The 23723-nt window shown below is 50.7% G+C and carries 26 protein-coding genes, 1 tRNA gene and 1 pseudogene; 14 read left to right on the top strand and 14 right to left on the bottom strand.

From position 1 onward, the window contains the following. Positions 1–115 precede the first annotated feature (115 nt). Complete coding sequence (locus GBAG_RS16660; protein WP_034498249.1) at positions 116–844, bottom strand: MurR/RpiR family transcriptional regulator; 729 nt, start codon at positions 842–844, stop codon at positions 116–118. 238 nt (positions 845–1082) lie between these two features. Here GBAG_RS16660 and trhA point away from each other — a divergent pair, with 238 nt between their 5' ends. Further along, on the top strand, positions 1083–1736 hold the full coding sequence (gene trhA / locus GBAG_RS16655; RefSeq protein ID WP_034498239.1) for a PAQR family membrane homeostasis protein TrhA: 654 nt from the start codon (positions 1083–1085) through the stop codon (positions 1734–1736). 40 nt (positions 1737–1776) lie between these two features. Here trhA and ygfZ read toward each other — a convergent pair whose 3' ends face one another. Beyond that, positions 1777–2763, bottom strand: coding sequence for a tRNA-modifying protein YgfZ (gene ygfZ, locus GBAG_RS16650; protein WP_034498237.1), 987 nt, complete (start codon positions 2761–2763; stop codon positions 1777–1779). 246 nt (positions 2764–3009) lie between these two features. Between ygfZ and sdhE the strand changes: the two genes are divergently transcribed. Next, positions 3010–3276, top strand: coding sequence for an FAD assembly factor SdhE (gene sdhE / locus GBAG_RS16640; RefSeq protein ID WP_034498232.1), 267 nt, complete (start codon positions 3010–3012; stop codon positions 3274–3276). Next, positions 3257–3679, top strand: coding sequence for a protein YgfX (locus tag GBAG_RS16635; RefSeq protein ID WP_034498230.1), 423 nt, complete (start codon positions 3257–3259; stop codon positions 3677–3679). Before sdhE ends, GBAG_RS16635 begins: the two co-directional genes overlap by 20 nt. A gap of 7 nt (positions 3680–3686) precedes the next feature. Here GBAG_RS16635 and fldB read toward each other — a convergent pair whose 3' ends face one another. Then, the gene (gene fldB, locus GBAG_RS16630) at positions 3687–4208 is read right to left on the bottom strand and encodes a flavodoxin FldB (RefSeq protein ID WP_034498296.1); all 522 of its coding nucleotides are present in this window, start codon (positions 4206–4208) and stop codon (positions 3687–3689) included. A 113-nt stretch (positions 4209–4321) separates the two neighbouring features. On the opposite strand from fldB, the gene xerD reads away from it, so the two are divergent. The 9 genes and pseudogenes from xerD to GBAG_RS23135 all read left to right on the top strand — a co-directional run. After that, positions 4322–5218 (top strand): site-specific tyrosine recombinase XerD, encoded by an 897-nt coding sequence (gene xerD / locus GBAG_RS16625; RefSeq protein WP_034498228.1) that lies wholly within the window; start codon positions 4322–4324, stop codon positions 5216–5218. Between the two features lie 24 nt (positions 5219–5242). After that, positions 5243–5959 (top strand): bifunctional protein-disulfide isomerase/oxidoreductase DsbC, encoded by a 717-nt coding sequence (gene dsbC / locus GBAG_RS16620; protein WP_034498224.1) that lies wholly within the window; start codon positions 5243–5245, stop codon positions 5957–5959. 7 nt (positions 5960–5966) lie between these two features. Beyond that, the gene (recJ, locus tag GBAG_RS16615; RefSeq protein ID WP_034498221.1) at positions 5967–7700 is read left to right on the top strand and encodes a single-stranded-DNA-specific exonuclease RecJ; all 1734 of its coding nucleotides are present in this window, start codon (positions 5967–5969) and stop codon (positions 7698–7700) included. A gap of 96 nt (positions 7701–7796) precedes the next feature. Continuing rightward, positions 7797–8895 (top strand): peptide chain release factor 2 gene (prfB, locus tag GBAG_RS16610; RefSeq protein ID WP_115627376.1). Its coding sequence is split into 2 segments (ribosomal slippage): positions 7797–7871 and positions 7873–8895, totalling 1098 coding nucleotides; the frame shifts between segments, so codons are not numbered across the junction. 9 nt (positions 8896–8904) lie between these two features. After that, entirely contained in the window at positions 8905–10419 is a 1515-nt protein-coding gene (gene lysS / locus GBAG_RS16605; protein ID WP_034498219.1) for a lysine--tRNA ligase, read from the top strand. A 74-nt stretch (positions 10420–10493) separates the two neighbouring features. Further along, a complete protein-coding gene (gene actS, locus GBAG_RS16600; protein WP_034498217.1) occupies positions 10494–11255 on the top strand; it encodes an amidase activator ActS in 762 nt (253 codons plus the stop codon). A 72-nt stretch (positions 11256–11327) separates the two neighbouring features. Further along, positions 11328–11666, top strand: coding sequence for a hypothetical protein (locus GBAG_RS16595; RefSeq protein ID WP_034498215.1), 339 nt, complete (start codon positions 11328–11330; stop codon positions 11664–11666). A 317-nt stretch (positions 11667–11983) separates the two neighbouring features. Further along, a tRNA-Gly gene (locus tag GBAG_RS16590) sits at positions 11984–12057 on the top strand. A 109-nt stretch (positions 12058–12166) separates the two neighbouring features. Continuing rightward, positions 12167–12454 (top strand): annotated as a pseudogene (locus GBAG_RS23135) (integrase arm-type DNA-binding domain-containing protein); the annotation flags it as partial. Between the two features lie 62 nt (positions 12455–12516). Here the strand turns inward: GBAG_RS23135 and GBAG_RS16585 are convergent. Further along, the gene (locus tag GBAG_RS16585; RefSeq protein WP_034498213.1) at positions 12517–12768 is read right to left on the bottom strand and encodes a YdgH/BhsA/McbA family protein; all 252 of its coding nucleotides are present in this window, start codon (positions 12766–12768) and stop codon (positions 12517–12519) included. 124 nt (positions 12769–12892) lie between these two features. Continuing rightward, entirely contained in the window at positions 12893–13684 is a 792-nt protein-coding gene (locus GBAG_RS16580) for an SDR family oxidoreductase (protein ID WP_034498211.1), read from the bottom strand. Between the two features lie 148 nt (positions 13685–13832). On the opposite strand from GBAG_RS16580, the gene GBAG_RS16575 reads away from it, so the two are divergent. Beyond that, positions 13833–14726 carry a LysR family transcriptional regulator gene (locus GBAG_RS16575; protein ID WP_034498209.1) on the top strand — a complete coding sequence of 298 codons (894 nt, stop codon included), beginning with the start codon at positions 13833–13835 and terminating at the stop codon, positions 14724–14726. A 34-nt stretch (positions 14727–14760) separates the two neighbouring features. Here the strand turns inward: GBAG_RS16575 and GBAG_RS16570 are convergent, their stop codons facing one another. From GBAG_RS16570 to GBAG_RS16560, 3 genes are all read right to left on the bottom strand, one after another. Further along, a complete protein-coding gene (locus tag GBAG_RS16570) occupies positions 14761–15750 on the bottom strand; it encodes an aldo/keto reductase (protein WP_034498207.1) in 990 nt (329 codons plus the stop codon). Between the two features lie 26 nt (positions 15751–15776). Then, the gene (locus GBAG_RS16565; RefSeq protein ID WP_034498205.1) at positions 15777–16628 is read right to left on the bottom strand and encodes an aldo/keto reductase; all 852 of its coding nucleotides are present in this window, start codon (positions 16626–16628) and stop codon (positions 15777–15779) included. A gap of 161 nt (positions 16629–16789) precedes the next feature. Beyond that, entirely contained in the window at positions 16790–17779 is a 990-nt protein-coding gene (locus GBAG_RS16560; protein ID WP_034498203.1) for an NADPH:quinone reductase, read from the bottom strand. 129 nt (positions 17780–17908) lie between these two features. Here GBAG_RS16560 and GBAG_RS16555 point away from each other — a divergent pair, with 129 nt between their 5' ends. After that, a complete protein-coding gene (locus tag GBAG_RS16555) occupies positions 17909–18283 on the top strand; it encodes a winged helix-turn-helix transcriptional regulator (protein ID WP_051873742.1) in 375 nt (124 codons plus the stop codon). A gap of 236 nt (positions 18284–18519) precedes the next feature. On the opposite strand, the gene GBAG_RS16550 is transcribed toward GBAG_RS16555, so the two are convergent. The 6 genes from GBAG_RS16550 to GBAG_RS16525 all read right to left on the bottom strand — a co-directional run bounded on the left by GBAG_RS16550 (position 18520) and on the right by GBAG_RS16525 (position 23722). Further along, positions 18520–19584: an alpha/beta hydrolase gene (locus tag GBAG_RS16550; RefSeq protein ID WP_034498201.1), complete on the bottom strand. Its 1065-nt coding sequence runs from the start codon at positions 19582–19584 to the stop codon at positions 18520–18522. A gap of 107 nt (positions 19585–19691) precedes the next feature. Further along, positions 19692–20276 carry a flavodoxin gene (locus GBAG_RS16545; protein WP_034498200.1) on the bottom strand — a complete coding sequence of 195 codons (585 nt, stop codon included), beginning with the start codon at positions 20274–20276 and terminating at the stop codon, positions 19692–19694. Positions 20277–20288: 12 nt separating this feature from the next. Next, entirely contained in the window at positions 20289–21047 is a 759-nt protein-coding gene (locus tag GBAG_RS16540) for a carboxymuconolactone decarboxylase family protein (protein ID WP_034498198.1), read from the bottom strand. Further along, entirely contained in the window at positions 21025–21504 is a 480-nt protein-coding gene (locus GBAG_RS16535; protein WP_034498195.1) for a (R)-mandelonitrile lyase, read from the bottom strand. The genes GBAG_RS16540 and GBAG_RS16535 overlap by 23 nt, the downstream gene beginning before the upstream one ends. 64 nt (positions 21505–21568) lie before the next feature. After that, positions 21569–23026, bottom strand: a complete 1458-nt coding sequence (locus tag GBAG_RS16530) for a heavy metal sensor histidine kinase (RefSeq protein WP_034498194.1) — start codon at positions 23024–23026, stop codon at positions 21569–21571. A gap of 15 nt (positions 23027–23041) precedes the next feature. Next, entirely contained in the window at positions 23042–23722 is a 681-nt protein-coding gene (locus GBAG_RS16525; RefSeq protein WP_012606387.1) for a heavy metal response regulator transcription factor, read from the bottom strand. Position 23723: the final 1 nt, after the last annotated feature.

The raw sequence follows: 23723 nt of genomic DNA, 5'->3' as shown, positions 1-23723 counted from the left end.
AATGGCAGTGCGTTAATAAGCTCTGTTCTGGAGTCTAACAAACGAGAATTAATTGTCACGATATAACAAATCACCGGTAATGTGATTTGTTACATAGAAAAAACAGCCTGTTTTTTTATGCCATTTTTTTAGCCAGTTTACGGCCAATGGTTTCTAAAATATAAATAACAGGGATTTGTGTGGTGATGTCATAAACCCCGCCGACGCGAGTAAGCGGAATATGCCAGGAAATATTAAAATCGGCGAGCCTTGCCAGAGCTGAGTTTTCGTGGCTGGTGATGGAGAGCACCTTGCAGTTATGCAGGCTGAATTGGCTGGCGAAGCGCAGGATCTCTTCGGTTTCACCGGAAACGGAAAGCACAATCGCCAGCGCGTTTTTCGCCATGTCATTGGTGACAGGAAAATAAGGGTCATCAATATGGTTACTAAATTTACCGACGTTAGAGAAGAAGCGAGCGCCATATTTCGCTAATGCGCCAGAGGTGCCTGCGCCAACAAATATAATTCTTTCTGATGAACAAATAATATCAACGGCCTGGTCAATTAAATTATCAAACTCTTCATTATTAGTGCTTTTAAAAAAACTGATGATTTCGCTTGGGCCAAAATTAACTAACTGCTCGTCATTTTGCTCAAGATATAATTTAAAGCGCACACGAAATTCAGAATAACCTTCACAGTTTAATTTGCGACAAAAGCGCAGCACCGTGGTGGTGGAAACGCCCGCCGCATCGGCTAACTCGCGAATAGTCATGTACATCACTTTGTCGCGGTTTTTGATGACAAAGTTATAGACCATCATTTCCAGGCCGTTTAGCCTGGCAATTGCTGCATGAGTGAACATTAAATTAACCAGCCTTTTTCGTGCGCACAAGAGTGATAACTAACGACATAGTGCCATATTTCGCCTCAGCTTTCGCCCCCGCAGGGATTTCATCAGCCGGGCAAATGTGTCTGTGGTGTATGAGTATGGTTATCAACTCTGACAGATTTATTTTAGCGTACAGGTGTTAGCTGGAATTATTCTCAGTTATGCTAGCTGTGATGTATTTTCACTCTTTTGTCTCACCGGGAGTTGCCACATGGCTGACAAACCATTGATCGCGAAAGGATATTCACTGGCAGAGGAAGTTGCCAACAGTATTAGCCACGGTATCGGGCTGGTGTTCGGGATTGTCGGGTTGGTTTTGTTACTGGTCCAGGCGGTGGATAGCAACGCCAGTGTGACGGCGATAACCAGTTATAGTCTGTACGGCGGCAGCATGATTTTGCTGTTTCTGGCTTCAACGCTGTATCACGCCATTCCACATCAACGCGCCAAACGCTGGCTGAAGAAATTTGACCACTGCGCAATCTATTTGCTGATTGCCGGGACATACACCCCATTTTTACTCGTTGGTCTTGATTCACCTTTGGCCCGAGGGCTGATGATTGTTATCTGGGGACTGGCTCTGGCGGGTATTCTCTTCAAATTAACCATCGCGCATCGCTTCAAAGTTTTGTCGCTCGTCACTTATCTGCTGATGGGGTGGCTATCGCTGGTAGTGATTTACCAGATGATCATTAAACTCGCGCCGGGCAGCGTAACGTTGCTGGCTGCGGGCGGTATAATTTACTCGTTAGGCGTTATTTTCTACGTCTGCAAACGTATTCCGTACAACCACGCCATCTGGCACGGATTTGTACTGGGCGGCAGCGTTTGCCACTTTCTTGCAATTTATTTATACATCCATTAATCAACCGTCGCCCGCTTGAGCAGGGCGACGGCGGGTTCTTTTACTCGTCTTCTAATGAATAAGGCAGTCGCTCAATAACAAGCTCACTGCCAACATCATCACGAACACGCAGCACGCTGTCGGCTTCCAGATCGTTATTCATCACCACCTGCACCAATACGCGCCCATCATCAAGCTGACTTGCAGCCAGCACGGTGCCAGTACGACGCCAGTTTTCGCCCATTTTCAGCTCGAGATCTTCCCCCGCTTCCGGCAGACGGCTGGCTTTGCCTGCGAGGAACCACAGCGCACGTTTATTCGCGCCACGGAACTTCGCACGGGCAACCATTTCCTGGCCTGTGTAACAGCCTTTTTTGAAGCTGATACCGCCAAGTGCCTGAATATTGGTGGCCTGCGGAATGAACTGCGCACTATTTGGAGCATCAATGACCGGAATACCCGCTTCGATCTCTAGTGCCAGCCATTGTTGGCTATCATTGCGCTGCGCTTCACCGTGTAACTTTTCAGCCAGCGCCTGCGCGGTAGCCTCATCGGTGACCAGCATGAAACGCTCGGCAGGGAGGTTAAACCACAGAAGGGTGGTTGCGCCTTCCTGAACGACCGGGTTTTCTTCATCAGGCAGTGCGGTAAACACATTTGCCAAAGCGGCGCGAGCCTGGAAACCTGCCACGCCCAGCAGCACGCTTTCGTCATCAGGTGCGATGGTGACTTTGGAAAACACCGCGTATTTTTTCAGTTCGACAAGTTGCGCGTCGCGCAGATTACGGCGCTCAATCAGCGAAAACCCTTCGCCGCGGTGGAACAGGCGCAGGTTACTCCACATTTTCCCTTTCGCGTCGCAGTGGGCGCAAAGTGTGTGCTGATTTGGTGTCAACTGCGCAACGTCAGCAGTGACCTGGCCTTGCAGATAGGATTCTGCATCTTTGCCCGTCACGTTTGCCAAAGCCCAATCATCAAGAGTCATGAGAGTTAGCGGCAGGCGGGTTGCGGCCGTAGGCTGACGTGGAGGAAATGGAGTGAAAGCCATAGAGATGTCCCAGGTTATTGAGCAGAGATATGGCTCAATGGTAAAAGAGCCATTTGGCAATGCAAGCAGTTTGATCATGCGAATTGTGCGCTTACGGGAATTCTCGCAAGGTGAATGCAACGACAACACGTTGCAAATTATTCTCTCGAGAAAGTGCGCAAACGGTAACATTCAGTTAATGCGTGCAATAAAAACACGTTACACTAAGATTTGTACCTTCTTTATCAGATAACCAGGAAAGAGCACATGGATATCAATAACAAAGCCCGAATTCATTGGGCGTGCCGCCGGGGAATGCGCGAGCTGGATATTTCAATTATGCCATTCTTTGAATATGAATATGACTCGTTAAGCGCTGAGGATAAACAATTGTTTGTTCGCTTGCTGGAAAGCGATGATCCAGACCTGTTCAATTGGTTAATGAATCATGGCAAACCGGCAGATACAGAGCTGCAACGGATGGTGACACTGATTCAGACACGGAATAAAGAACGTGGTCCTGTGGCAATCTGATCTTCGCGTCTCCTGGCGTGCACAATGGCTTTCTCTATTGGCCCACGGTCTGGTCGCACTGTTTGTGCTGCTGATGCCGTGGCCGATGAGCTACACGCTAATCTGGATGCTACTACTTTCGCTGGTGGTTTTTGACAGCGTACGTAGCCAGCGCCGTATACATGCCTGCCAGGGCGAAATGAAAATCCTGACCGACTACCACCTGCGTTGGCAAAATCAGGAATGGGAGATCGTGGGTTCACCCTGGATGCTACGTAGCGGCATGATGTTGCGCTTACGCCGCGTTGGGCGTAAACGCTGTCAACATCTATGGTTGTCTGCCGACAGCATGGATACAAGTGAATGGCGTGATTTGCGCCGCCTGATGCTGCAACAGCAAGCCAGCGGCAGAGGTCAAGTCTGAGCGGTTTTCAGGCAAACTTCTCGGCCATTTCTATGAGAATTTGATCACACCAGTTTTCGATTCGCTCATCGCTTAAATCGTATTGATTGGTTTCATCAAGTGCCAGGCCTACAAACAGCTGTCCGTCAGCAATCACCGGTTTTGGGCTAGTAAATTCATAGCCTTCAGTTGGCCAGTAGCCAATAAACTGAGCGCCGCGTGGGGCAAGTTTGTCGTGCAACATACCCAGCGCATCCAGGAACCATTCGCCGTAGCCAAGTTGATCGCCCATGCCATAAAGCGCAACCGGTTTGCCTTCAAGATTCAGATTATCCAGTTGATCCCAGACGGCTTCCCAGTCTTCCTGTAATTCGCCGAAATCCCAGGTTGGGATACCGAGAATCAGCACATCGTACTGTTCCATCATGGCCGGTGAATCATCTTTCAGATTGTGAAGTGTCACCAGTTCCGGGCCAATGATGTCACGAATTTTTTCGGCAGCCATTTCGGTGTAACAAGTGCTGGAGCCATAAAAAAGGCCAATGTTCATCGCGTTAATAACTCTTTTAAAAACGTGCAGACTGGCAATTGTATCAGATCCCATTGTGCATCAGGCATAATGGACACAATTCGCCAAACGCGGGGCAAGTAAGTGAGGCAGCAGTGGAACAAGATCAGGCCCGAATCGAACAATTTCTTGATGCGCTCTGGCTTGAGCGGAATCTGGCACAGAACACATTGGACTCCTACCGCCGGGATTTAAAGATGGTGGCAGAGTGGCTTGAACGCCATGATTTAGATTTGCTGAATGTCCAAACGGGCGATTTGCAATCGCTATTTGCTGAGCGTCTTGAAGGCGGCTATAAAGCAACAAGTTCGGCACGAATGTTAAGTGCGATGCGCCGATTGTTTCAGTATCTCTACCGCGAAAAACTTCGCGATGACGACCCCAGCGTGATGCTGTCATCGCCAAAGTTACCGCAGCGTTTGCCGAAAGATTTAAGCGAAGCGCAGGTCGAACGCTTGTTACAAGCCCCCTGTATTGACCAGCCTATCGAGTTACGTGATAAAGCCATGCTCGAATTATTGTATGCTACCGGGCTGCGTGTTTCTGAATTAGTCGGCCTGACAATGAGTGATATGAGTCTGCGTCAGGGCGTAGTGCGAGTTATCGGTAAAGGTAACAAAGAGCGTCTGGTGCCAATGGGTGAGGAAGCGGTTTATTGGGTAGAAAACTACCTTGAACACGGTCGGCCGTGGCTGCTTAATGGCGTGTCGATTGATACCGTTTTCCCCAGTAATCGCGCGCAACAAATGACGCGCCAGACATTCTGGCATCGCATCAAACATTATGCGGTGCAGGCGGGAATCGACAGCGAGAAGCTGTCCCCCCATGTTCTCAGGCATGCTTTTGCGACGCATTTACTGAACCATGGCGCAGATTTACGAGTCGTACAGATGTTGCTTGGGCATAGTGATTTGTCCACCACACAAATTTATACGCATGTAGCGACTGAGCGGTTACGCAAGCTACATCAACAGCACCACCCACGTGCGTGAGTGGCAGAAGATAAAGGAATCATCATGAAAAAGCGTTTGTGGCTGCTCCCATTATTAGCGGCCTCTGTGTCCGGTTTTGTTCATGCTGACGACGCAGCAATCAAGCAGTCTCTTGCGAAGTTAGGTGTGCAAAACGCTGACATTCAGCCAGCACCTGTTGCGGGCATGAAAACGGTACTAACCGATAGCGGTGTTCTGTATGTGACTGAAGACGGTAAACATTTCATTCAAGGGCCGCTGTACGATGTCAGCGGTGCGCAGCCGGTTAACGTCACCAACAAACTGCTGGTGGGTAAACTGAACGCGCTCGAAAAAGAGATGATCGTCTATAAAGCGCCACAGGAAAAACACGTTATTACCGTGTTTACCGACATCACTTGCGGCTATTGCCACAAGTTGCACGAAGAGATGAAAGACTACAACGCGTTGGGGATTACCGTGCGTTATCTGGCCTTCCCACGTCAGGGTCTGCAAAGCCAGACAGAAAACGACATGAAAGGTATCTGGTGCGCAAAAGACCCTAAAAAAGCCTTCGATGCGGCGATGAAAGGTGAAACAGTGACAGGTGGAACGTGTGACATGAACATCGCCAATCATTACAACCTCGGCGTGCAGTTTGGTATCCAGGGAACGCCGGCAATTGTACTAAGCAATGGCACCGTTATTCCTGGCTATCAAGGGCCGAAAGAGATGAAACAAATGCTGGATGCTCACCAGCAGCTTACGAATATTGGCGGGTAGTTGACGGGTGAAACAGCAAACACAACTTCGCCGTCGTACCGTTGATGAATCCGTCGTGCTGCCTCAGCAACTGCATCCACTCTTAAAGCGCCTGTATGCCAGTCGCGGGGTGCAGGGCGAGCAAGACCTCGAACGTAGTGTGAAAGGCATGCTGCCCTGGCAGCAACTCAACGGCATGGATAAAGCCGTTGAGTTGTTACACAACGCTTTCCGCGAAGGTTTGCGCATTATCGTGGTCGGCGATTTTGATGCTGATGGTGCAACCAGCACCGCGCTGAGCGTGCTGGGGCTGCGCAGCCTCGGTTGCCAAAATATCAGTTACCTCGTTCCAAACCGTTTTGAAGATGGTTACGGTTTAAGCCCAGAAGTGGTGGATCAAGCTCATGCGCGCGGCGCGCAAATGATTTTGACCGTCGATAACGGCATCTCATCTCATAGCGGCGTTGAACGCGCACATGAGCTGGGAATTCCTGTGGTGGTGACTGACCACCACTTGCCGGGGCCAGAATTGCCTGCGGCAGACGCCATCATTAACCCGAATCTGGTTGATTGCGAGTTTCCGTCTAAGTCTCTTGCGGGTGTCGGCGTGGCGTTTTATTTGATGCTGGCGATGCGTGCACATTTACGGGATTGCGGCTGGTTTGAGCAGCAAGGTCTGGCGATTCCTAACATCGCAGAATTGCTGGATTTGGTTGCATTAGGCACCGTCGCGGATGTGGTTCCCCTCGACACCAATAACCGTATTTTGACCTGGCAAGGGCTGAGCCGCATTCGTGCGGGGAAATGCCGTCCTGGCATTAAAGCGCTCATTGAAATCGCCAATCGTGAGCCACAAAAACTGGCCGCCAGCGATTTAGGTTTTGCTTTAGGGCCACGACTGAATGCGGCGGGGCGGCTGGATGATATGTCAGTCGGCGTTGCGTTGCTGCTTAGTGAAAACATCGGCGAAGCGCGCATGCTTGCCAATGAACTTGACGCGCTAAACCAGACGCGCAAAGAAATAGAGCAGGGGATGCAGGTCGAAGCGCTGACGCTATGCCAGCAGCTCGAGCACAGTAACGATGAATTGCCGTATGGCCTCGCAATGTATCACCCTGAATGGCATCAGGGCGTAGTCGGTATCCTCGCATCTCGTATTAAAGAGCGCTTTAACCGCCCGGTTATCGCCTTTGCGCCAGCGGGTGACGGCACGCTGAAAGGCTCCGGGCGTTCAGTGCAAGGTTTGCATATGCGTGATGCACTCGAGCGCCTTGATACCCTGCATCCTGGCTTGATGCTGAAATTCGGCGGCCATGCGATGGCAGCGGGTTTATCGCTGGAAGAAGCGAAATTTGAAGAGTTCCGTAAGCGCTTTGGCGATTTGGTAGGCGAATGGCTCGATCCCGCGCTGCTGCAAGGTGTGGTTTGGTCTGATGGTGCCATTACTGCGCAAGAAATGACGCTGGAAACCGCCGAGCTATTGCGTGATGCCGGGCCGTGGGGGCAGATGTTCCCGGAGCCGCTGTTCGACGGCAAATTCCGTTTATTGCAGCAACGGCTGGTGGGTGAACGCCATCTGAAAGTCATGGTGGAGCCTATCGGCGGCGGCCCGCTTATCGACGGGATTGCCTTTAACGTCGACACCGCATACTGGCCAGATAACGGCGTGCGCGAAGTCGAACTGGCTTTCAAGCTTGATGTAAACGAGTTTCGCGGCAACCGCAGTGTTCAGCTTTTAATCGACCATATCTGGCCGATATAGCCAACCAAAACTATAAAAAGCGGCGTAATTCCGGTAAACTTTCCGGTTTACGACCGCATTTTCGTCTTCTGTCATCAACATAAGATAATACAGACCATGTTTGAAATTAACCCGGTAAAAAACCGCATCCAGGACCTCACCGAGCGCAGCGACGTTCTTAGGGGGTATCTTTGACTACGATGCCAAGAAAGAGCGCCTGGAAGAAGTAAACGCAGAGCTTGAACAGCCTGATGTGTGGAACGAACCTGAGCGCGCGCAAGCGTTAGGTAAAGAGCGTTCTGCACTGGAAGCCATTGTCGATACCTTAGACCAAATGACTCAGGGGCTGGAAGATGTTAACGGCTTGCTGGAATTGGCCGTCGAAGCCGACGACGAAGATACCTTCAATGAAACCATTGTTGAGATAGACCAACTCGAAGCCAAACTGGCGCAGCTGGAATTCCGTCGCATGTTCTCCGGCGAATACGATAGCGCGGATTGCTATATCGACATTCAGGCAGGTTCTGGCGGCACCGAGGCGCAAGACTGGGCCAGCATGTTGATGCGTATGTATCTGCGTTGGGCAGAAGCGCGTGGCTTCAAAACTGAAATCATTGAAGAGTCTGAAGGTGAAGTCGCCGGGATTAAATCCGTGACTATTCGCATTCAGGGTGAATATGCCTTTGGCTGGTTGCGTACCGAAACTGGCGTGCACCGCCTGGTGCGTAAAAGCCCATTCGATTCCGGTGGCCGTCGCCATACCTCCTTTAGCTCCGCTTTCGTGTATCCAGAAGTGGATGACGACATTGATATCGAAATCAATCCAGCGGATCTGCGTATCGACGTTTACCGTGCATCGGGCGCTGGTGGTCAGCACGTTAACCGTACAGAATCTGCGGTACGTATTACCCACCTTCCGACCAATACCGTGACTCAGTGCCAGAACGATCGTTCGCAGCATAAGAACAAAGATCAGGCGATGAAGCAGATGAAGGCGAAGTTATACGAGCTGGAAATGCAGAAGAAAAATGCTGAGAAGCAGTCGCTGGAAGACAACAAATCGGATATCGGCTGGGGCAGCCAGATTCGTTCTTACGTACTGGACGACTCACGTATCAAAGACTTGCGTACTGGTGTAGAAACCCGTAACACGCAGGCGGTACTGGATGGCGATCTGGACAAATTTATCGAAGCAAGTTTGAAAGCAGGGTTATGAGGAACCAACATGTCTGAACAACAAGAGCAGGGCACCGAAGCGGTTGATCTTAACAATGAACTGAAAGCACGCCGCGAGAAGCTGGCTGGCCTGCGTGAGCAGGGCATTGCTTTCCCAAATGATTTCCGTCGCGATCACACCTCTGACCAACTGCACGCTGACTTCGACGCCAAAGAGAACGAAGAGCTGGAAGAGCTGGGCATCGAAGTTGCCGTTGCGGGCCGTATGATGACGCGCCGTATTATGGGTAAAGCGTCTTTCGTGACTCTGCAAGATGTCGGTGGCCGCATTCAGCTTTACGTTGCCCGTGATGATTTGCCAGAAGGCATCTACAACGAGCAGTTCAAAAAATGGGACCTTGGCGATATCCTGGGCGCTCGCGGCAAGCTGTTCAAAACCAAAACCGGTGAGCTTTCAATTCACTGTACTGAGCTGCGTCTGCTGACCAAAGCATTGCGTCCGCTGCCAGACAAATTCCACGGTTTGCAGGATCAAGAAGCGCGTTATCGTCAGCGTTATTTGGATTTGATCTCCAACGATGAATCCCGCAAGACCTTTAAAATTCGTTCTCAGATCATGGCTGGCGTCCGTAACTTCATGGTTAACCGTGGCTTTATGGAAGTTGAAACTCCAATGATGCAAGTCATCCCTGGTGGTGCTTCTGCGCGTCCGTTCATCACCCACCACAATGCGCTGGACATCGATATGTACCTGCGTATTGCGCCGGAACTGTATCTGAAACGTCTGGTTGTAGGTGGCTTCGATCGCGTCTTCGAAATCAACCGTAACTTCCGTAACGAAGGCATTTCTCCGCGTCATAACCCAGAGTTCACCATGATGGAACTCTATATGGCGTATGCGGATTACAAGGACCTTATCGAGCTGACCGAGTCTCTGTTCCGTACTCTGGCACATGATGTGTTGGGTACAGCACAAGTTCAGTATGGCGAAGAGGTGTTTGATTTCGACCAGCCGTTCGCAAAACTGACCATGCGCGAAGCTATTAAAAAATACCGCCCGGAAACCGATATTGCGGATCTGGACGATATGGCTAAGGCTCTGGAAATCGCAGCGGCTATCGGCATCAAAGTTGAGAAGAGCTGGGGCCTGGGCCGCGTTGTGACAGAAATCTTTGAAGAAGTGGCTGAAAGCCATCTGATTCAGCCGACCTTCATCACCGAATACCCGGCAGAAGTTTCTCCACTGGCGCGTCGTAACGACGAAAACCCAGAAATTACTGACCGCTTCGAGTTCTTCATCGGTGGCCGTGAAATCGGTAACGGCTTCTCTGAGCTGAACGATGCAGAAGATCAGGCTCAGCGCTTTGCAGACCAGGTTTCTGCAAAAGATGCAGGCGACGACGAAGCAATGTTCTTCGACGAAGACTACGTGACTGCTCTGGAGCACGGCTTGCCGCCAACAGCGGGTCTGGGCATTGGTATCGACCGTATGGTTATGCTGTTCACAAACAGCCACACCATCCGCGACGTTATCCTGTTCCCGGCCCTGCGCCCGGTTAAGTAAGTGGTACTCGTTCCTCCCTGCGTCACTGCGGGGAGGAACATCTTCTTTTCAGTTAATGTATTCCGAGGATTAGTTTGCGCAAGGAAAGCACAGTCAGAAAATGGTCACTCAACGCCATCGTCCTGCTCCTGGGCCTGTTTCTCGTCGCTTGCTCATCAAACAAAGCGAGCACTTCTAAAGCCTCCGCAGGAAACTATAGTGGGCCGGTTTACACCGTTAAACGTGGCGACACACTCTATCGAATTTCACGCATGACCGGCTCAAGTGTTGGCGAGTTGGCGCGTCTTAATGGCATTTCCGCGCCTTATACCCTGGAAGTCGGGCAAAAGCTTCGCGTTAAAGGCAGCTCCGGTTCTTCCTCGAAGAAAACGGCGGTGGCGAAAACATCCAAACCACGTTCATCTTCGACCAGCAGCGTTGCCAAAGTGGCAGCACCTCCTGTGGGATCAAAATGCTGGCGCTGGCCGACAACGGGCAAAGTGATCGTGCCGTTCTCCAATAGCGATGGCGGCAACAAAGGCATTGATATCGCGGGCAAACGCGGGCAACCCATTTACGCCTCTGCCGCTGGCACCGTGGTTTATGTTGGCAACCAGCTTCGTGGCTACGGCAATCTGGTGATGATTAAACATAATGAAGATTACATCACCGCCTACGCCCACAACGAAACGACGCTTGTGAACACCAGCCAAAAAGTGGCTGCCGGGCAGAAAATTGCCACCATGGGCAGCAGCGGTTCAGATTCAGTGAATCTACATTTCCAGATTCGCTATCGTGCGACCGCTATTGATCCGCAGCGTTATTTGCCTCCTGCGGGCAGTAAACCTTCCTGCTAATGATTAAAAGCCAGAGTTAATCTGGCTTTTAATAAATCCCCTCGCGCTTGATCTCTGTCACGCATTACCCTGGTGCTCGGCGCGGTTTGGTTCACCTTCCTGCCGTTGTACTACGCGAAATACGCGCACCTGCCGCCCGAATCTCACGCTCATCTGAGCGGGACGGTGAACCAGGTGGGGATTATGCTCGGAGCGATAGCGGACCCGTTCTGCAAAGCTCGTGGCTATCATTATAAAAACTGGCTATTTAGCACCAGCATTGTGATGGCGATTACCACTTTTATCATGCTGTTCGCGACCAATGACATCCTGATTCTGGTTTGTTCGTTCCTGACCGGTTTTGTGTTTGCGACCTGGTTTGCCTTTATCTTCTCGATTCCAAAAGAGACGTTAAAAGGCGCGAATACGTAAACCGTGACCTACACCATGTCGACATTCTGGGTATGCACGTTTGTTATCGCTACCGCAAATAGCCAGCTAATTGGCTGATCTATCGATGCAACCGGCGGGTTCACCATGGGCTTCATTTGGGCATTTGCGTTAATGGTTGTCTCTCCAATCGTGGCGCTGTTTGTGTGCCCGAAAAAGAGCTGAGTCAGGCTTTATTAAGCAGGGGAAACCGATAGTTTCCCCTGCTTAATAAAAACAATCGCTTAATAATCCATCACATAACTTAAAAGGCGCTTGCCAGTAAAAGCTGAACGTCTATAATGCCTACGCACTTCAAAGCGGGTGTAGTTCAATGGTAGAACGGCAGCTTCCCAAGCTGCATACGAGGGTTCGATTCCCTTCACCCGCTCCAATCTCAAGTCTCCTGAAGTCTACCAAACTCAATTTTCCCTTAATAAGTCAGTAGTTATAGCATTCTATTAGTCTATTGAACTCAATTGTACCCCCATCCATACCCCACATTGAAGTTAACTGCTCGTCAGGTTGAAACTGCAAAACCTAAAGAGAAGCTGCCCGCGATTGGCGTTTACCCTGATGTCTCTTTAGCTGAAGCCTGAAGTAAGCGTGAGGATGCTAAAAGGGCATTAGCGGCTGGTAACGATCCTTCGCTTGAACGCAAAATTGAGAAACTTAGTCGTCAACAAGACGCAGAAAACTCCTTTGAGGCTATCACTCGTGAGTGGTATCAGCGTCGCTATGACCGCTGGTCAGAGAAGGTCCGTAAAGTTCGCCAAAGGTGTGGAGAGGTCTGAACATAAATCGACACTCACTATAAGAGGGCTGTGACACATCCTGTTCAGGATGCTAATGATTATTTATAGATTTCAGCAACCCCATGCAGCCGGTTATTCCCCGTGGTTGACAGAATTTTGAACGACGTTGCTCCTTCCCCATCAGCCTTACGAGAAAGGACATCCGATAACTCCTCAAGCGTATAGGCATTGCTGGCTGAGACTACACCCATCTTTTGTTTCCCATCGGCATGATTAATTTCCTGAGCAGCAGAGGCGGCATTCACTGAAATAAATCCCATGACCAAAGTAGTAATAAGTAGTGTTTTCATATCTAGCTCCTCATTTAACAATATGTTTGAAGCTGGGTTTTTATCAGGAGTAACTTCCTCCGTCTGTATATTCAAATATACAGACCTAAGCTGTCATGAGACTGACCGCTATATGACAAAATTGTCAGGGTTGTAGATTGGTTAATTTTTTTGAATACAGGTTCAGCTCGTTAATAATGCAGTCAGGTTCTTCACGTAGAGGCATATTGTCTATGTCTAGAACTCCATCATTTTTTTGTGGATTATCAGTCTGCAGGTCTGCAAACAGTGGGGTAAGATCCTGCTGTGCTTCTCCTGGTACAGCCACCAGCTCGAACGTTTTATTTTTTGCCTCGTCGTTGGTCAGGGCACTGACCAGAACCTGGGCTATTTGCTCCCGGGATATCACACCATCTTCCGGTGTTCCTGCATGGCGACGATCTCCCTGAAGCATAACGATTCTGTGTTCATCATCATTGTTGTAATCAAACCAGCCGGGCCTGACGATGGTATAGGGATGACCACTTGCCCTGACCAGACGTTCGGCACGTCTTTTCCAGTCATGAACTTCAGTACGCTGGTTCCAGGTGCTGAGCCGTTCAGTCACGCCAATCGTGGTCATTAAGCCGATGCGAACAGGCGTATCCTTGAATATCCTTAAAATATTACGCACACCGCCGTAATCTATCGCTCTGGCACCAATACGACCCTGGCCATCGGAACCGAGAGTGAAGATGATGGCATCAATATTTTTCGGCAAATCGGTGAGTGTTTCAGGCAGTGAAACATCGCCGTAAAAAACATCCGTTCCACGAGGAAGCAATTTTACTTTGCGTTTATTTCTGACCAGCGCTACGGGCTGATGTCCCATTTCAATAGCGGTATTCACGACATGAAGACCAATACTTCCTGTCGCTCCTGCAACGAGTATTTTCATGATAAACCTTCTGATAATTCAGACTTATTTTCGATACGGTCAGAATATCAATTATCATTATTGTCAGTAATAGGGCTAAAATGATTGTGTCTATGAACACCCTTCATGAGTGTGCGATGAAGGGAATGCCTCCATAAGGAAATCGCCGATGCTCAAAGAAAACTTCAACGAACTGCAAATCTTTCTTGTGGTGGCAAGGGAGCGAAGTTTTACCAAAGCAGCGGGCAAACTGGGCGTTTCTCAGTCTGCACTCAGCCACGCGATGAAGGCCCTGGAGGAAAGGCTGAATATCCGCCTTCTGACCCGCACTACCCGAAGCGTTGCCCCTACCGAAGCCGGTGAAAGAATTATTGCCTGCCTTGAACCCCGTATTGCCGATCTTGAGCAGGAGCTCGAATCGCTTGTTCAACTGAACGGCACTGCCTCCGGCAATATCCGTTTATCTGCCGGGGAGCATTCCGCGCGAAGTCTGGTATGGCCGAAGTTAAAATCCTTCCTCAGGGAATATCCGGAAATCAATCTCGAACTGGTGGTTGATAACGGTTTTGTCGATATTGTTGAGGGGCGTTTTGATGCGGGGATCCGCCTTGGCGAAAGCGTAGATAAGGATATGATCGCGGTGAGGATTGGACCGGAAATGCGTATGGCAGTGGTGGGAGCACCGTCCTATTTTGCCGCTAGCCCCGTACCCGAAACACCGCACGAGCTACAAAACCATCGGTGTATCAATATGCGCCTGCCGACTGCCGGTGGACTTTACCATTGGGAGTTTGAGAAGGATGGGAAACCGTTACGCGTCAGAGTGGAAGGGCAGGTAACGTTTAATCTGCAGGCGGAAAGAATTGATGCGGCTTTATCCGGTTTTGGCATCGCCTGTATACCTGAAGACAGGGTGCAGGATTATATAAAGTCAGGAGAGCTGATTCAGGTTCTGCAGGACTGGTGTCCGTCTTTCCCCGGATATTATCTTTACTACCCGAGCCGTAAGCAGCATCCGCCAGCTTTTGCGCTGATGATCGATGCACTTCGCTATCAGGAATAAAGGGTCCGCCAATCTCAGCGGACCCGTCCGGATATTAACGGCCTACGCGAGCCTGGTGCTCAGGAGAGTAACGTTCGCCGACGACTTTAATCGTTTCAAGCGCCTGTGTTATCTGCCGCGTGTCATCCTGTGAAAGAATGATGTCGGCAGCCCCCAGGTTTTCCTCCAGCCGGTGCAGTTTGGTGGTACCAGGGATAGGAACAATCCACGGCTTTTGTGCCAGCAGCCATGCCAGCGCAATTTGCGCAGACGTCACGCCTTTCTCTGCCGCCAGTTCACCCAGTAATGAGACCAGCTTTTCATTGGCTTCAATCGCCTGCTCGGCGAAACGCGGCACTTGGCTTCTGTAATCATCCTTGCCAAACGTCGTTCCTGGTTTAATCGAACCCGTCAGGAAGCCCTTGCCTAATGGGCTGAAGGGTACAAAACCAATATCCAGTTCCTCCAGTAACGGCAGGATCTCCTGCTCAGGCTCGCGCCACCACATGGAATATTCGCTTTGCAGCGCAGTGACCGGTTGTACGGCATGGGCACGACGAATGGTTTGCGCACCCGCTTCGGACAAACCGAAATGTTTAACTTTGCCTTCAGCGATCAGGTCTTTTACGGTACCCGCAACATCTTCAATGGGGACATCCGGATCGACACGGTGTTGATATAGCAGGTCAATGACATCAGTCTTAAGACGGCGTAATGAGCCTTCAACGGCTTCACGGATATGCTCCGGACGGCTGTTTAAAATCTGCTGCTTGTTGTCGTCGCCAAAAGTAAAACCAAACTTGGTGGCGATGACCACGCGATCACGAAACGGTTTTAAGGCTTCGCCGACAACCTCTTCATTAAGGAAGGGGCCATATACTTCGGCGGTATCGAAGAAGGTGACGCCACGTTCAACCGCAGCGCGAATGAGCTCGATAGCCTGACGGGTATCGGTCGCCGGGCCGTAGCCGTGGCTTAAGCCCATGCAGCCGAGTCCAAGCGCTGAGACTTCGAGCCTGGATTGACCCAGATAACGTTTTTGCATTGAATAAATACCTCTTTTATCGCGTCTTAAACATCAAGTTTGCGGCCAGTCAGCCATTCCACCATCGCGGGGTCGCGGTGAGAGAAGAAGGCACTGGTTGCGGTGTCGAGGGCGGCAATTTGCAGCATATCTTCAGCGCTGAGTTCAAAATCGAGAATGTTGATGTTTTCTTCCATGCGTTCTTTGCGCACCGATTTGGCCAGTGAAACGATACCTCGCTGGAAGATCCAACGCAGAACCACCTGACCCACGCTTTTGCCGTATTTCTGACCAATCGTCGTTAACACGGGATGCTGGAACAGGCCATTTTTACCCTCAGCAAACGGTGCCCAGGCTTCCGGCTGAATGCCACGGCTTTGATTCCATGGAACGGCATGCAGCTGCTGGTTGAAGGGGTTAACTTCAATCTGGTTTACCGCAGGGGCAACTTTGTTGAAGGCGATAAGGTCGGCCAGTCGGTCAGGATGGAAATTGCTGACACCAATGGCGCGAATTTTGCCTGCCTGCTGCAGTTCTTCCATAGCACGCCATGCCCCATGGACATCGCCATAAGGCTGGTGAATCAGATACAGGTCGACGTAATCAAGTTGCAGCCGGTTCAGGGAGCGTTCGAACTGGGCTTTAGCGCCTTCGTAATGGGTATCCTGTAGCCAAAGTTTGGTCGTTACAAAAAGTTCGTTACGTGCAATACCGGTCTGTTTCAGTGCGTTCCCGACCTGGGTTTCATTCTGGTAAGACGCAGCGGTATCGATCAGGCGGTATCCTGTATCGATGGCATCAATAACGGCTCTTTCGCATTCTCCGGCATCTGTCATCTGAAAGACACCAAAGCCCAGCAGGGGCATTTCAATACCGTTGTTCAGTTTTACAGTTTGCATGACGTTATCCTTCAGCTGTTGTGTAGGAAAAGCATAACGCAAAGTTATTTATTCGATTAGATGGGGTAATTAGCTAGGGTTTATTAGTGAGGCTCATTAATTTAGAAGGGTTGGCGGTCGGCTTAGTGCGTGAAGCGGACATTAAAATGATTCAAGAAGCGCTATTCCAGGCTGATTAATATTTTGCCGATAGCCTTACCCTGCTCCATAGCCTCATGACCAACAGCAATATCAACAAGAGGAAGCGTTAGCGCGATCTCAGGAGTGTAGGACTCCATTCTCAGACAGGCTGTGATATCACGGATGGCTTCGTTTCGTGCTTCTTCCGGCATGGTATAGACAAATACAAAACGAAAGACAAAACCTTCAAACATTGTTTTCAAAAAAGGAATATGCAGCTGAGCCGATGGCTCTTCAGTGGCGTAGGCACTAATGACACCAGATTTTTTCAGGCAAGTCACATCTGTATTGAGGTTACTCACTAAGTCGACATCGACAATTCGATCAACACCGAACCCACCGGTTGCTTGCTTGACTCGCTCAGCCACATCTTCGGTATGCCGGTTAACAATAATATCGGCGCCAAGTTTACGAACGACATCTTCTTGCTCCGGACGACTCACTGTGGTTATAACTCTTGCCCCAGCCCATTTACTCAGAAGAATGGCTGCTGTTCCTACAGCCCCTGCACCGCCCTGAATAAGTACCCATTTTCCACGTAAATCTCCATCGGCAAACAAACAGCGGTGTGCTGTCATCGCGGGAATACCGAGGCATGCACCTGTTTCAAAAGAAATATTGTCCGGTAATACAACGGCATTTTGTGAAGGAATAACGACATATTGTGCAGCGGTTCCAAAAGCACGCCCTGATTGTGCCTCATAAACCCACACTTTCTGTCCAATGCGCTCTGCCGTAACTCCAGATCCGATCATATCAATCACGCCGGAACCATCCTGATGCGGAATAATTCGAGGAAATTTCTGTTTTGATCCCGCAAAGCCAGTACGAGATTTGATGTCAGTCGGATTGAGTCCGGAGAAGGCAATGCGGACGCGCACCTCACCTGGTCCAGGGATCGGATCGGGTAACTCGCTTATTAGCAAAACATCATGTGCTGTACCGCACTTTTCATAAAATGCTGCTTTCATTCCATTATCTCCATAAATCCCATTAAATATTTCGCCAAAGGACTATGTGATAATCAGTCCAAGAGTATAAAATCGCAAGTAGGCACATTTTTTATATATAGGTGTATTTTTTACACTAATGGGATTGGCATGAAATCAAAACCGTTTAACTGCCCGGTAGAAGTGACCATTGCCGTGGCTGGAGGAAAATGGAAACCTCTGATTATTTTCCATTTAATGTCAGGTACTAAACGGTTTGGGGAACTCCGTCGGCTCGCAGGGAATGTATCTCAGCGTTCGCTGACGCTACAGCTTCGGGAACTGGAATCGCATGGCATCATAAACAGGGCGGTCTTCGCCGAAGTACCACCACGGGTAGAGTATTCTTTGACTCAATACGGAAAAACTCTGGAGCCCGTTCTACATGCAATGAAAAATTGGGGGGATTCATATGTGGAACGTAATGGGATTCAATGTGTTCAGCTGGAAACTCGGGACGTTAATCTGGATAGCTCTGTAAGTTAAGCGGAGTCCACGCTCCATTGGTGACATTGGGCGCAGAGGTGCGATGTGTACCACTCGCGATACATCCAATTGTGAATGTCTCATCGGTAAAGTGGTTACTTCAACGGCTCAATACAATGTTAGGCTAACTTCCGCTGATCGCTCAAAGCAGACCGTCACGTTCTCATTTTATTTTTTTGATAAAAATTGATTTTTGTATTGAGCCCTCAATAATGAAAGCTCAATACTATTTCGTCCTACTGCAGATTTTTCTCTTTCAAAAACTGACCGACTAAATCAGCAATCTGCACATTATTGAGGTCAGAGAACGGGAAGTGAGTATTTCCTTTGATTCCCACTTCTGGCAGATGCGTTACCGTCACATCCCCGCCATGCTTGTTCACTACGTCACGCCACTCACGAGCCATCGCCAGACGTACGCGCCAGCTGTCCTGCGCGGGCATGGCGACAGGTTTATCCGGTATGTTATCGCCGTAAATAATCAGAATCGGGATTTTGGTCAGTGCCATAAATTGCTCCATCGGCACCGGTTCCCCCTTCAGCGTGTCAAACGCGCTTGGCATAGGGGCTGGGAGTTCTTTTTCCGGAAAGACAAAGCTGCTGCCAGGCTCGAAGGCGACAATGGCTTTAACCTTGTCGTTTTTCATCGCCGTGTACCAGCCTGGTCCGCCACCCTGAGAGTGGGTGAAGAGGATAGCCGGGCCGGATTTATCCACGACGGCGGACATCGCATCAGAGATGACATTGATATCAAACGGCCCGGTATTCGGGGTCATCTGACGGAAATACTGATTCAGGGCTTCTTTGTCGTGAGAGAACTGAACGCCCTTAAAATACTCTGGCCACACGCCAACGCGGAACTGATTGAACCACATCTGTTCATCCGGTTTAGGCGTAACAGTACCTTCTACAGTCGTGCGCCCGGCGCTGCCCCGGCGTGGCTGATCGACCAGATAGGTTGAGAACCCGCGACGCAGGAATATGTTCTGGAACCCTTCACGGCCATCCGGCGTGCTTTCCCAGGTACGGGAGAACTGACCTGCGCCGTGCAGCATGACGATAGGGTATTTATGCGGATTCTCCGGGATTTGGTAGAACACAGACGCATGATCGCCATGGTAGGTTTGGCCAGCAGACTCCAGCGGCTTTTTCGCGTCAAATGTTCCTGGTGCGGTGATGATGGTGCCACCAGCAGAAAAGCTTCCCTGTTCCTGAATGACCAGCGGCTCGGCATATACCGACTGAGCCACCAGACCACCCGCCATTACGCAGATGGCCAGCGTTTTTAAGATTGTCTTCAAGATTACATCCTCTGTTATGTTTGCTGTTCAATCATATCTGAGTTGTCAGCGTTAATTATTTAGCACCCCTGATTGCCCTTATTTGGCAGACTCATGAATGCGGACGATTAACTGCGTATTGTCTCTAACCAACTAGTGACCGTTTCAGTTGTTCTTCGCTCCTGGTCGCATTCAATAACCAGCGGTTTTTCCCGACGCGCAGTTGGGGCGAGACGGGCAAGGATGTCGTCGCTGTCTCCTTTACCGTAGCCACCGTGAGTAATGAAAGGGATGAGTAATTTGCCCGCAAGGTTGTGGCTGCTGATAAATGCTTGCACTACAGGCGGCACGCTGGTTCCCCAGATGGGAAAGCCTAAATACACGGTCTCGTAGCGTGAGATATCTGCAATGTTATTTTTTAATGCCGGTTTTACGCCTCGCTCACGCTCATTTTTCGCCTGTTCAACGGTCTGAAAATAGTCTTCCGGATAAGGCGTTGCCGGTTCAATTTCAAACAGATCGGTGTTCAGGCTACGGTGAATGACACCCGCAATCACCCGTGTATTTCCGCTGCGAGAAAAGTACGCTACCAGAATTCGACTTTTACCCTGCACGTTTGCATTTCCGGTGGCAGCTGTCGCCAGGGAGACGTTCGCCAGCGTGAGCCCGGCAAGCGCGGTTATCAGCATTCTGCGGTTGGGATCATGCTCCATAACCAGCTCCTGTTAGTTTGCGAGGGCTTGTTGCAGCGCCTTTTCAGCTCGCGTTGCTGCATCATTTTCGCCATGTTCACGCAGAACCTGCGCCAGTTGGCGCAGCTGCGACGCCGTCAGGCCGACCCGCATGCTTGCTCGCGTATGCGACAGCAGTTGTGATTCGACGCCCGGCGTGGCCGCTAATGCGCCAACCGTTGCCAGCTCGCGGCTTTGCCAGTCGAGGTTATCGCGGGCGAAAATGTCGCCGAACAGGTGCGTTTGCAGGAACTGATTAATGACCGGGGCAAAGTCAAACAGCGGGCCCTGAACGGGAGCGCCTGAGATTTTTGTCTGGTTTGCGGTACCGACACGGCGAAGCTCATCCCCGACAGGGATTGGGGCGACCGGTTCTTTGCCCTCAACGTCTTCGATGCCACGTTGTTTACGTGCTTCGACGACCTTCATCAGTTCGGTAAGCGCATTCAGGCTACGGGGGAAGCCCGTGTAGGCATAAAGCTGAACGAGAATCTCTTTGGTTTCGTTTATGGTGAGCCCTGCGTCAAGACCCTGATTAAGGGCTGCATTCAGCTTATCCATCTGACTGCTGGCCATCGATGCCGCAATCAACGGGATAGCCTGTTGGCGGGCTGACAACGTATCTGAAACCTTTTGTTCGTGGTTCACTTCTGAGGCTCCTTTATTGACGGGCGCAGCATGTGCTGCGAGACCAAAACCAAAGGTCAGCAGTACCGCTGCCGCTAATGCTTTAATGGGCGTGGTATTGTTCATCTGTCACTTTCTCCATCCAGTTAACGCTTTTGCCATCCACAATCCCGGTTATCGCCAGATGCGTCATCGCGCTGCCGGGGGCCGCCCCGTGCCAGTGTTTGACGCCCGCCGGGCAAGAGACAACGTCACCGGCGCGGATAACCTGCACCGGCTGGCCTTCTTGTTGGGTGAGCCCAACACCCGAGGTCACAATCAGCCGCTGACCTGCCGGATGCGTATGCCAGGCGGAGCGGGCACCAGGCTCAAACGTGACATACGCCCCGGAAACACTGATGTCGTTATCCGGTTTGAAAAGAGGATCAACCCGGACGCGACCGGTAAAGTTCTCGGCAGGCCCGTACACCGCATTCTGACTTCCTGCGGGGGCGATATGGACAGCGGGATTTTGCTCCGCTGCCCAGGATGAAAATGTGAAGAAGGGAAATAACAGCCCGAGGTAACGTAAATGTCCGATCATGCAAAGCGTCCTTATCAATGAAGAGGGAATTGCCTGCGATGATTTTATCGAGCGAGTAATGACGTCAGGCTGACGCCCTCCTGACAATTCTGTCAGTTAACCCTTGTCCCGACTCAGTGTCGGAGTGAGCATTGCCCTCAGCTTTATCCGCTTGCATCGCAAAGGTGAGACCAAATGTATTGATGCCACCTTCACTTCGCGCAAAGACATCTCCCCGGTGCATAATGGCGACGGCGCGCACGATCGACAGGCCCAGCCCATGATGGGTATCACTCCTGGCCCGGGAGGTATCAACGCGATAGAACCGCTCGAAAAGCCGGTGTAAGTGCTCTGGTGCTATCGGATCGCCCGGGTTTGAAACTTCAACACAGGCTTGATGACCGGTTTCGCTTAACCGCACCGTAACCGTGCTGTTGGAGGGGGAGTGTCTTGCGCTATTTTCCAGTAAATTAGCCAGTGAGCGGTGGAACAGTCGTCGGTCGATGTGCACGGTGACGTCGCCCTGAACATCCAGAGAGAGCTGTTTTTCAGCAAAAGAGGGTTCAACATACTCCGCTGTTTTCAGGGTTTCTTCTCTCAGGGACACCTGCGTAAGCTGGGAAGCATGTTCACCCGCGTGAGCATGCGACAGGAACAGCATGTCGTTAACTATAGATGTCATACGTTCAAGCTCTTCCAGATTGGAACCCAATAACTCTTCCAGTTCATCTTGCGAACGTCGGCGTGAGAGCCCCAGCTGCGTCTGGCCAATCAGGTTAGTCAGCGGAGTCCGGAGTTCATGCGCAACATCGGCATTGAAGCTTTCGAGCTGCCTCCAGGCGACCTCTTGCCGTTCCAGCACGCCATTAAAAGATGATGCTAACTGCTGTAATTCGTCAGGTAATGCTTCGGTATTCAGGCGCTGACCATGGTCCCCGGGAGCGAGTTGCCGGGCCTGTTTACTGAGCGCCCTAACCGGACGAAGACCGATTCTTGATACGATGTATCCCAGTAAGGCGACAATCACGACGCCCAGTGCGGTAATGATCAGCAATGTACGCGTGAACGCATCAAGTGTTCCCATGTACGGTGTGGAGTCGATGGCAACCACATAGCGCAGCTCAGGCCTTTCACCGTTGGCGGGGATGGTATTCACTAACAGAAACAGCGAGCATGCACCTTCTGATGTACCTGGCACTTTATTAAAGCCTTCCTGTAAAGAAGACCACTGAACACCCACTGGTGGTGTTCCCCCTATGCTAAAGCGTGGGTTATCGCTCACTATCCAGTAGCGAACGCGTTCACCTTCAGAATTGGTTAACACAGTGAATTTATTGGCCAGCGTAGACCAGCCGTCAGCCGAGGTTCGGGCGGTGATCCACGGACTCATTAATGATTCCCGGAACAGCAGTTCGTTGTGCATCTGCTTTTGCAAAGAGTCATGTAAGGAGCTTCTTAGCAGGATGCCGATAACGGATACAATCAGCAGCGCGGATAAGGCAAACATCAGCGCCAGATGAACGGAGATGGAACGCTTAGGCATGCTTATCCCCTTCATTTATTCGGACCGGACTTCGAGAACATAACCCATGCCACGAACGGTATGCAGTAGTTTGATATCGAACGGGGCATCCACTTTGGCTCGAAGTCGTTTAATGGCGACTTCAACCACATTGGCATCGCTGTCAAAATTCATGTCCCATATCTGCTCGGCAATCATCATCTTTGACAGAATTTCTCCCTGATGCCGGGCCAGAAGGCTCAACAGGGAAAACTCTTTCGCGGTCAGCTCCAGTCGCGTTCCGGCGCGAAATACGCGGCGAGCTAGCAGGTCGAGATGCAGATCGTGAATTTGCAGTTGGGTGATGTCTGCGCCATCCGTAGCGCGACGACGCACCAGTGCCTGAATACGCGCCACCAGCTCAATAAGCGAAAAGGGCTTGGGCAGATAATCATCCGCGCCAAGACGAAGCCCTTTAACGCGCTCGTCGACCGATCCCCGTGCCGAGAGCATCAATACCGGCGTCTGTTTGGCTGCTCGCACACCCTCAAGTACCCGGTAGCCATCCATCCCTGGCAGCATCACATCCAGTATTATCGCGTCGTAGTCGAACTCCAGCGCGTAATGAAGACCTTCAGCGCCATCTGCAGAGACATCTACCGTAAATCCGGACTCACTCAACGCACGGTTGAGATAGGTTGACGTTTTTTCTTCATCTTCGACTAACAACAGGCGCATA

This window comes from Buttiauxella agrestis ATCC 33320 (genome assembly GCF_000735355.1).
Lineage (GTDB): Bacteria > Pseudomonadota > Gammaproteobacteria > Enterobacterales > Enterobacteriaceae > Buttiauxella > Buttiauxella agrestis.
The sequence above is the reverse complement of the archived record's forward strand: the minus strand, read 5'-3'. Positions and strand labels throughout refer to the sequence as shown.

Coding starts and splice junctions, on each gene's coding strand:
- GBAG_RS16660 (WP_034498249.1), bottom strand. CDS start 844: ATGTTCACTCATGCAGCAATTGCCAGGCTAAACGGCCTGGAAATGATG.
- trhA (WP_034498239.1), top strand. CDS start 1,083: ATGGCTGACAAACCATTGATCGCGAAAGGATATTCACTGGCAGAGGAA.
- ygfZ (WP_034498237.1), bottom strand. CDS start 2,763: ATGGCTTTCACTCCATTTCCTCCACGTCAGCCTACGGCCGCAACCCGC.
- sdhE (WP_034498232.1), top strand. CDS start 3,010: ATGGATATCAATAACAAAGCCCGAATTCATTGGGCGTGCCGCCGGGGA.
- fldB (WP_034498296.1), bottom strand. CDS start 4,208: ATGAACATTGGCCTTTTTTATGGCTCCAGCACTTGTTACACCGAAATG.
- dsbC (WP_034498224.1), top strand. CDS start 5,243: ATGAAAAAGCGTTTGTGGCTGCTCCCATTATTAGCGGCCTCTGTGTCC.
- lysS (WP_034498219.1), top strand. CDS start 8,905: ATGTCTGAACAACAAGAGCAGGGCACCGAAGCGGTTGATCTTAACAAT.
- GBAG_RS16585 (WP_034498213.1), bottom strand. CDS start 12,768: ATGAAAACACTACTTATTACTACTTTGGTCATGGGATTTATTTCAGTG.
- GBAG_RS16580 (WP_034498211.1), bottom strand. CDS start 13,684: ATGAAAATACTCGTTGCAGGAGCGACAGGAAGTATTGGTCTTCATGTC.
- GBAG_RS16575 (WP_034498209.1), top strand. CDS start 13,833: ATGCTCAAAGAAAACTTCAACGAACTGCAAATCTTTCTTGTGGTGGCA.
- GBAG_RS16570 (WP_034498207.1), bottom strand. CDS start 15,750: ATGCAAAAACGTTATCTGGGTCAATCCAGGCTCGAAGTCTCAGCGCTT.
- GBAG_RS16565 (WP_034498205.1), bottom strand. CDS start 16,628: ATGCAAACTGTAAAACTGAACAACGGTATTGAAATGCCCCTGCTGGGC.
- GBAG_RS16560 (WP_034498203.1), bottom strand. CDS start 17,779: ATGAAAGCAGCATTTTATGAAAAGTGCGGTACAGCACATGATGTTTTG.
- GBAG_RS16555 (WP_051873742.1), top strand. CDS start 17,909: ATGAAATCAAAACCGTTTAACTGCCCGGTAGAAGTGACCATTGCCGTG.
- GBAG_RS16545 (WP_034498200.1), bottom strand. CDS start 20,276: ATGGAGCATGATCCCAACCGCAGAATGCTGATAACCGCGCTTGCCGGG.
- GBAG_RS16540 (WP_034498198.1), bottom strand. CDS start 21,047: ATGAACAATACCACGCCCATTAAAGCATTAGCGGCAGCGGTACTGCTG.
- GBAG_RS16535 (WP_034498195.1), bottom strand. CDS start 21,504: ATGATCGGACATTTACGTTACCTCGGGCTGTTATTTCCCTTCTTCACA.
- GBAG_RS16530 (WP_034498194.1), bottom strand. CDS start 23,026: ATGCCTAAGCGTTCCATCTCCGTTCATCTGGCGCTGATGTTTGCCTTA.
- GBAG_RS16525 (WP_012606387.1), bottom strand. CDS start 23,722: ATGCGCCTGTTGTTAGTCGAAGATGAAGAAAAAACGTCAACCTATCTC.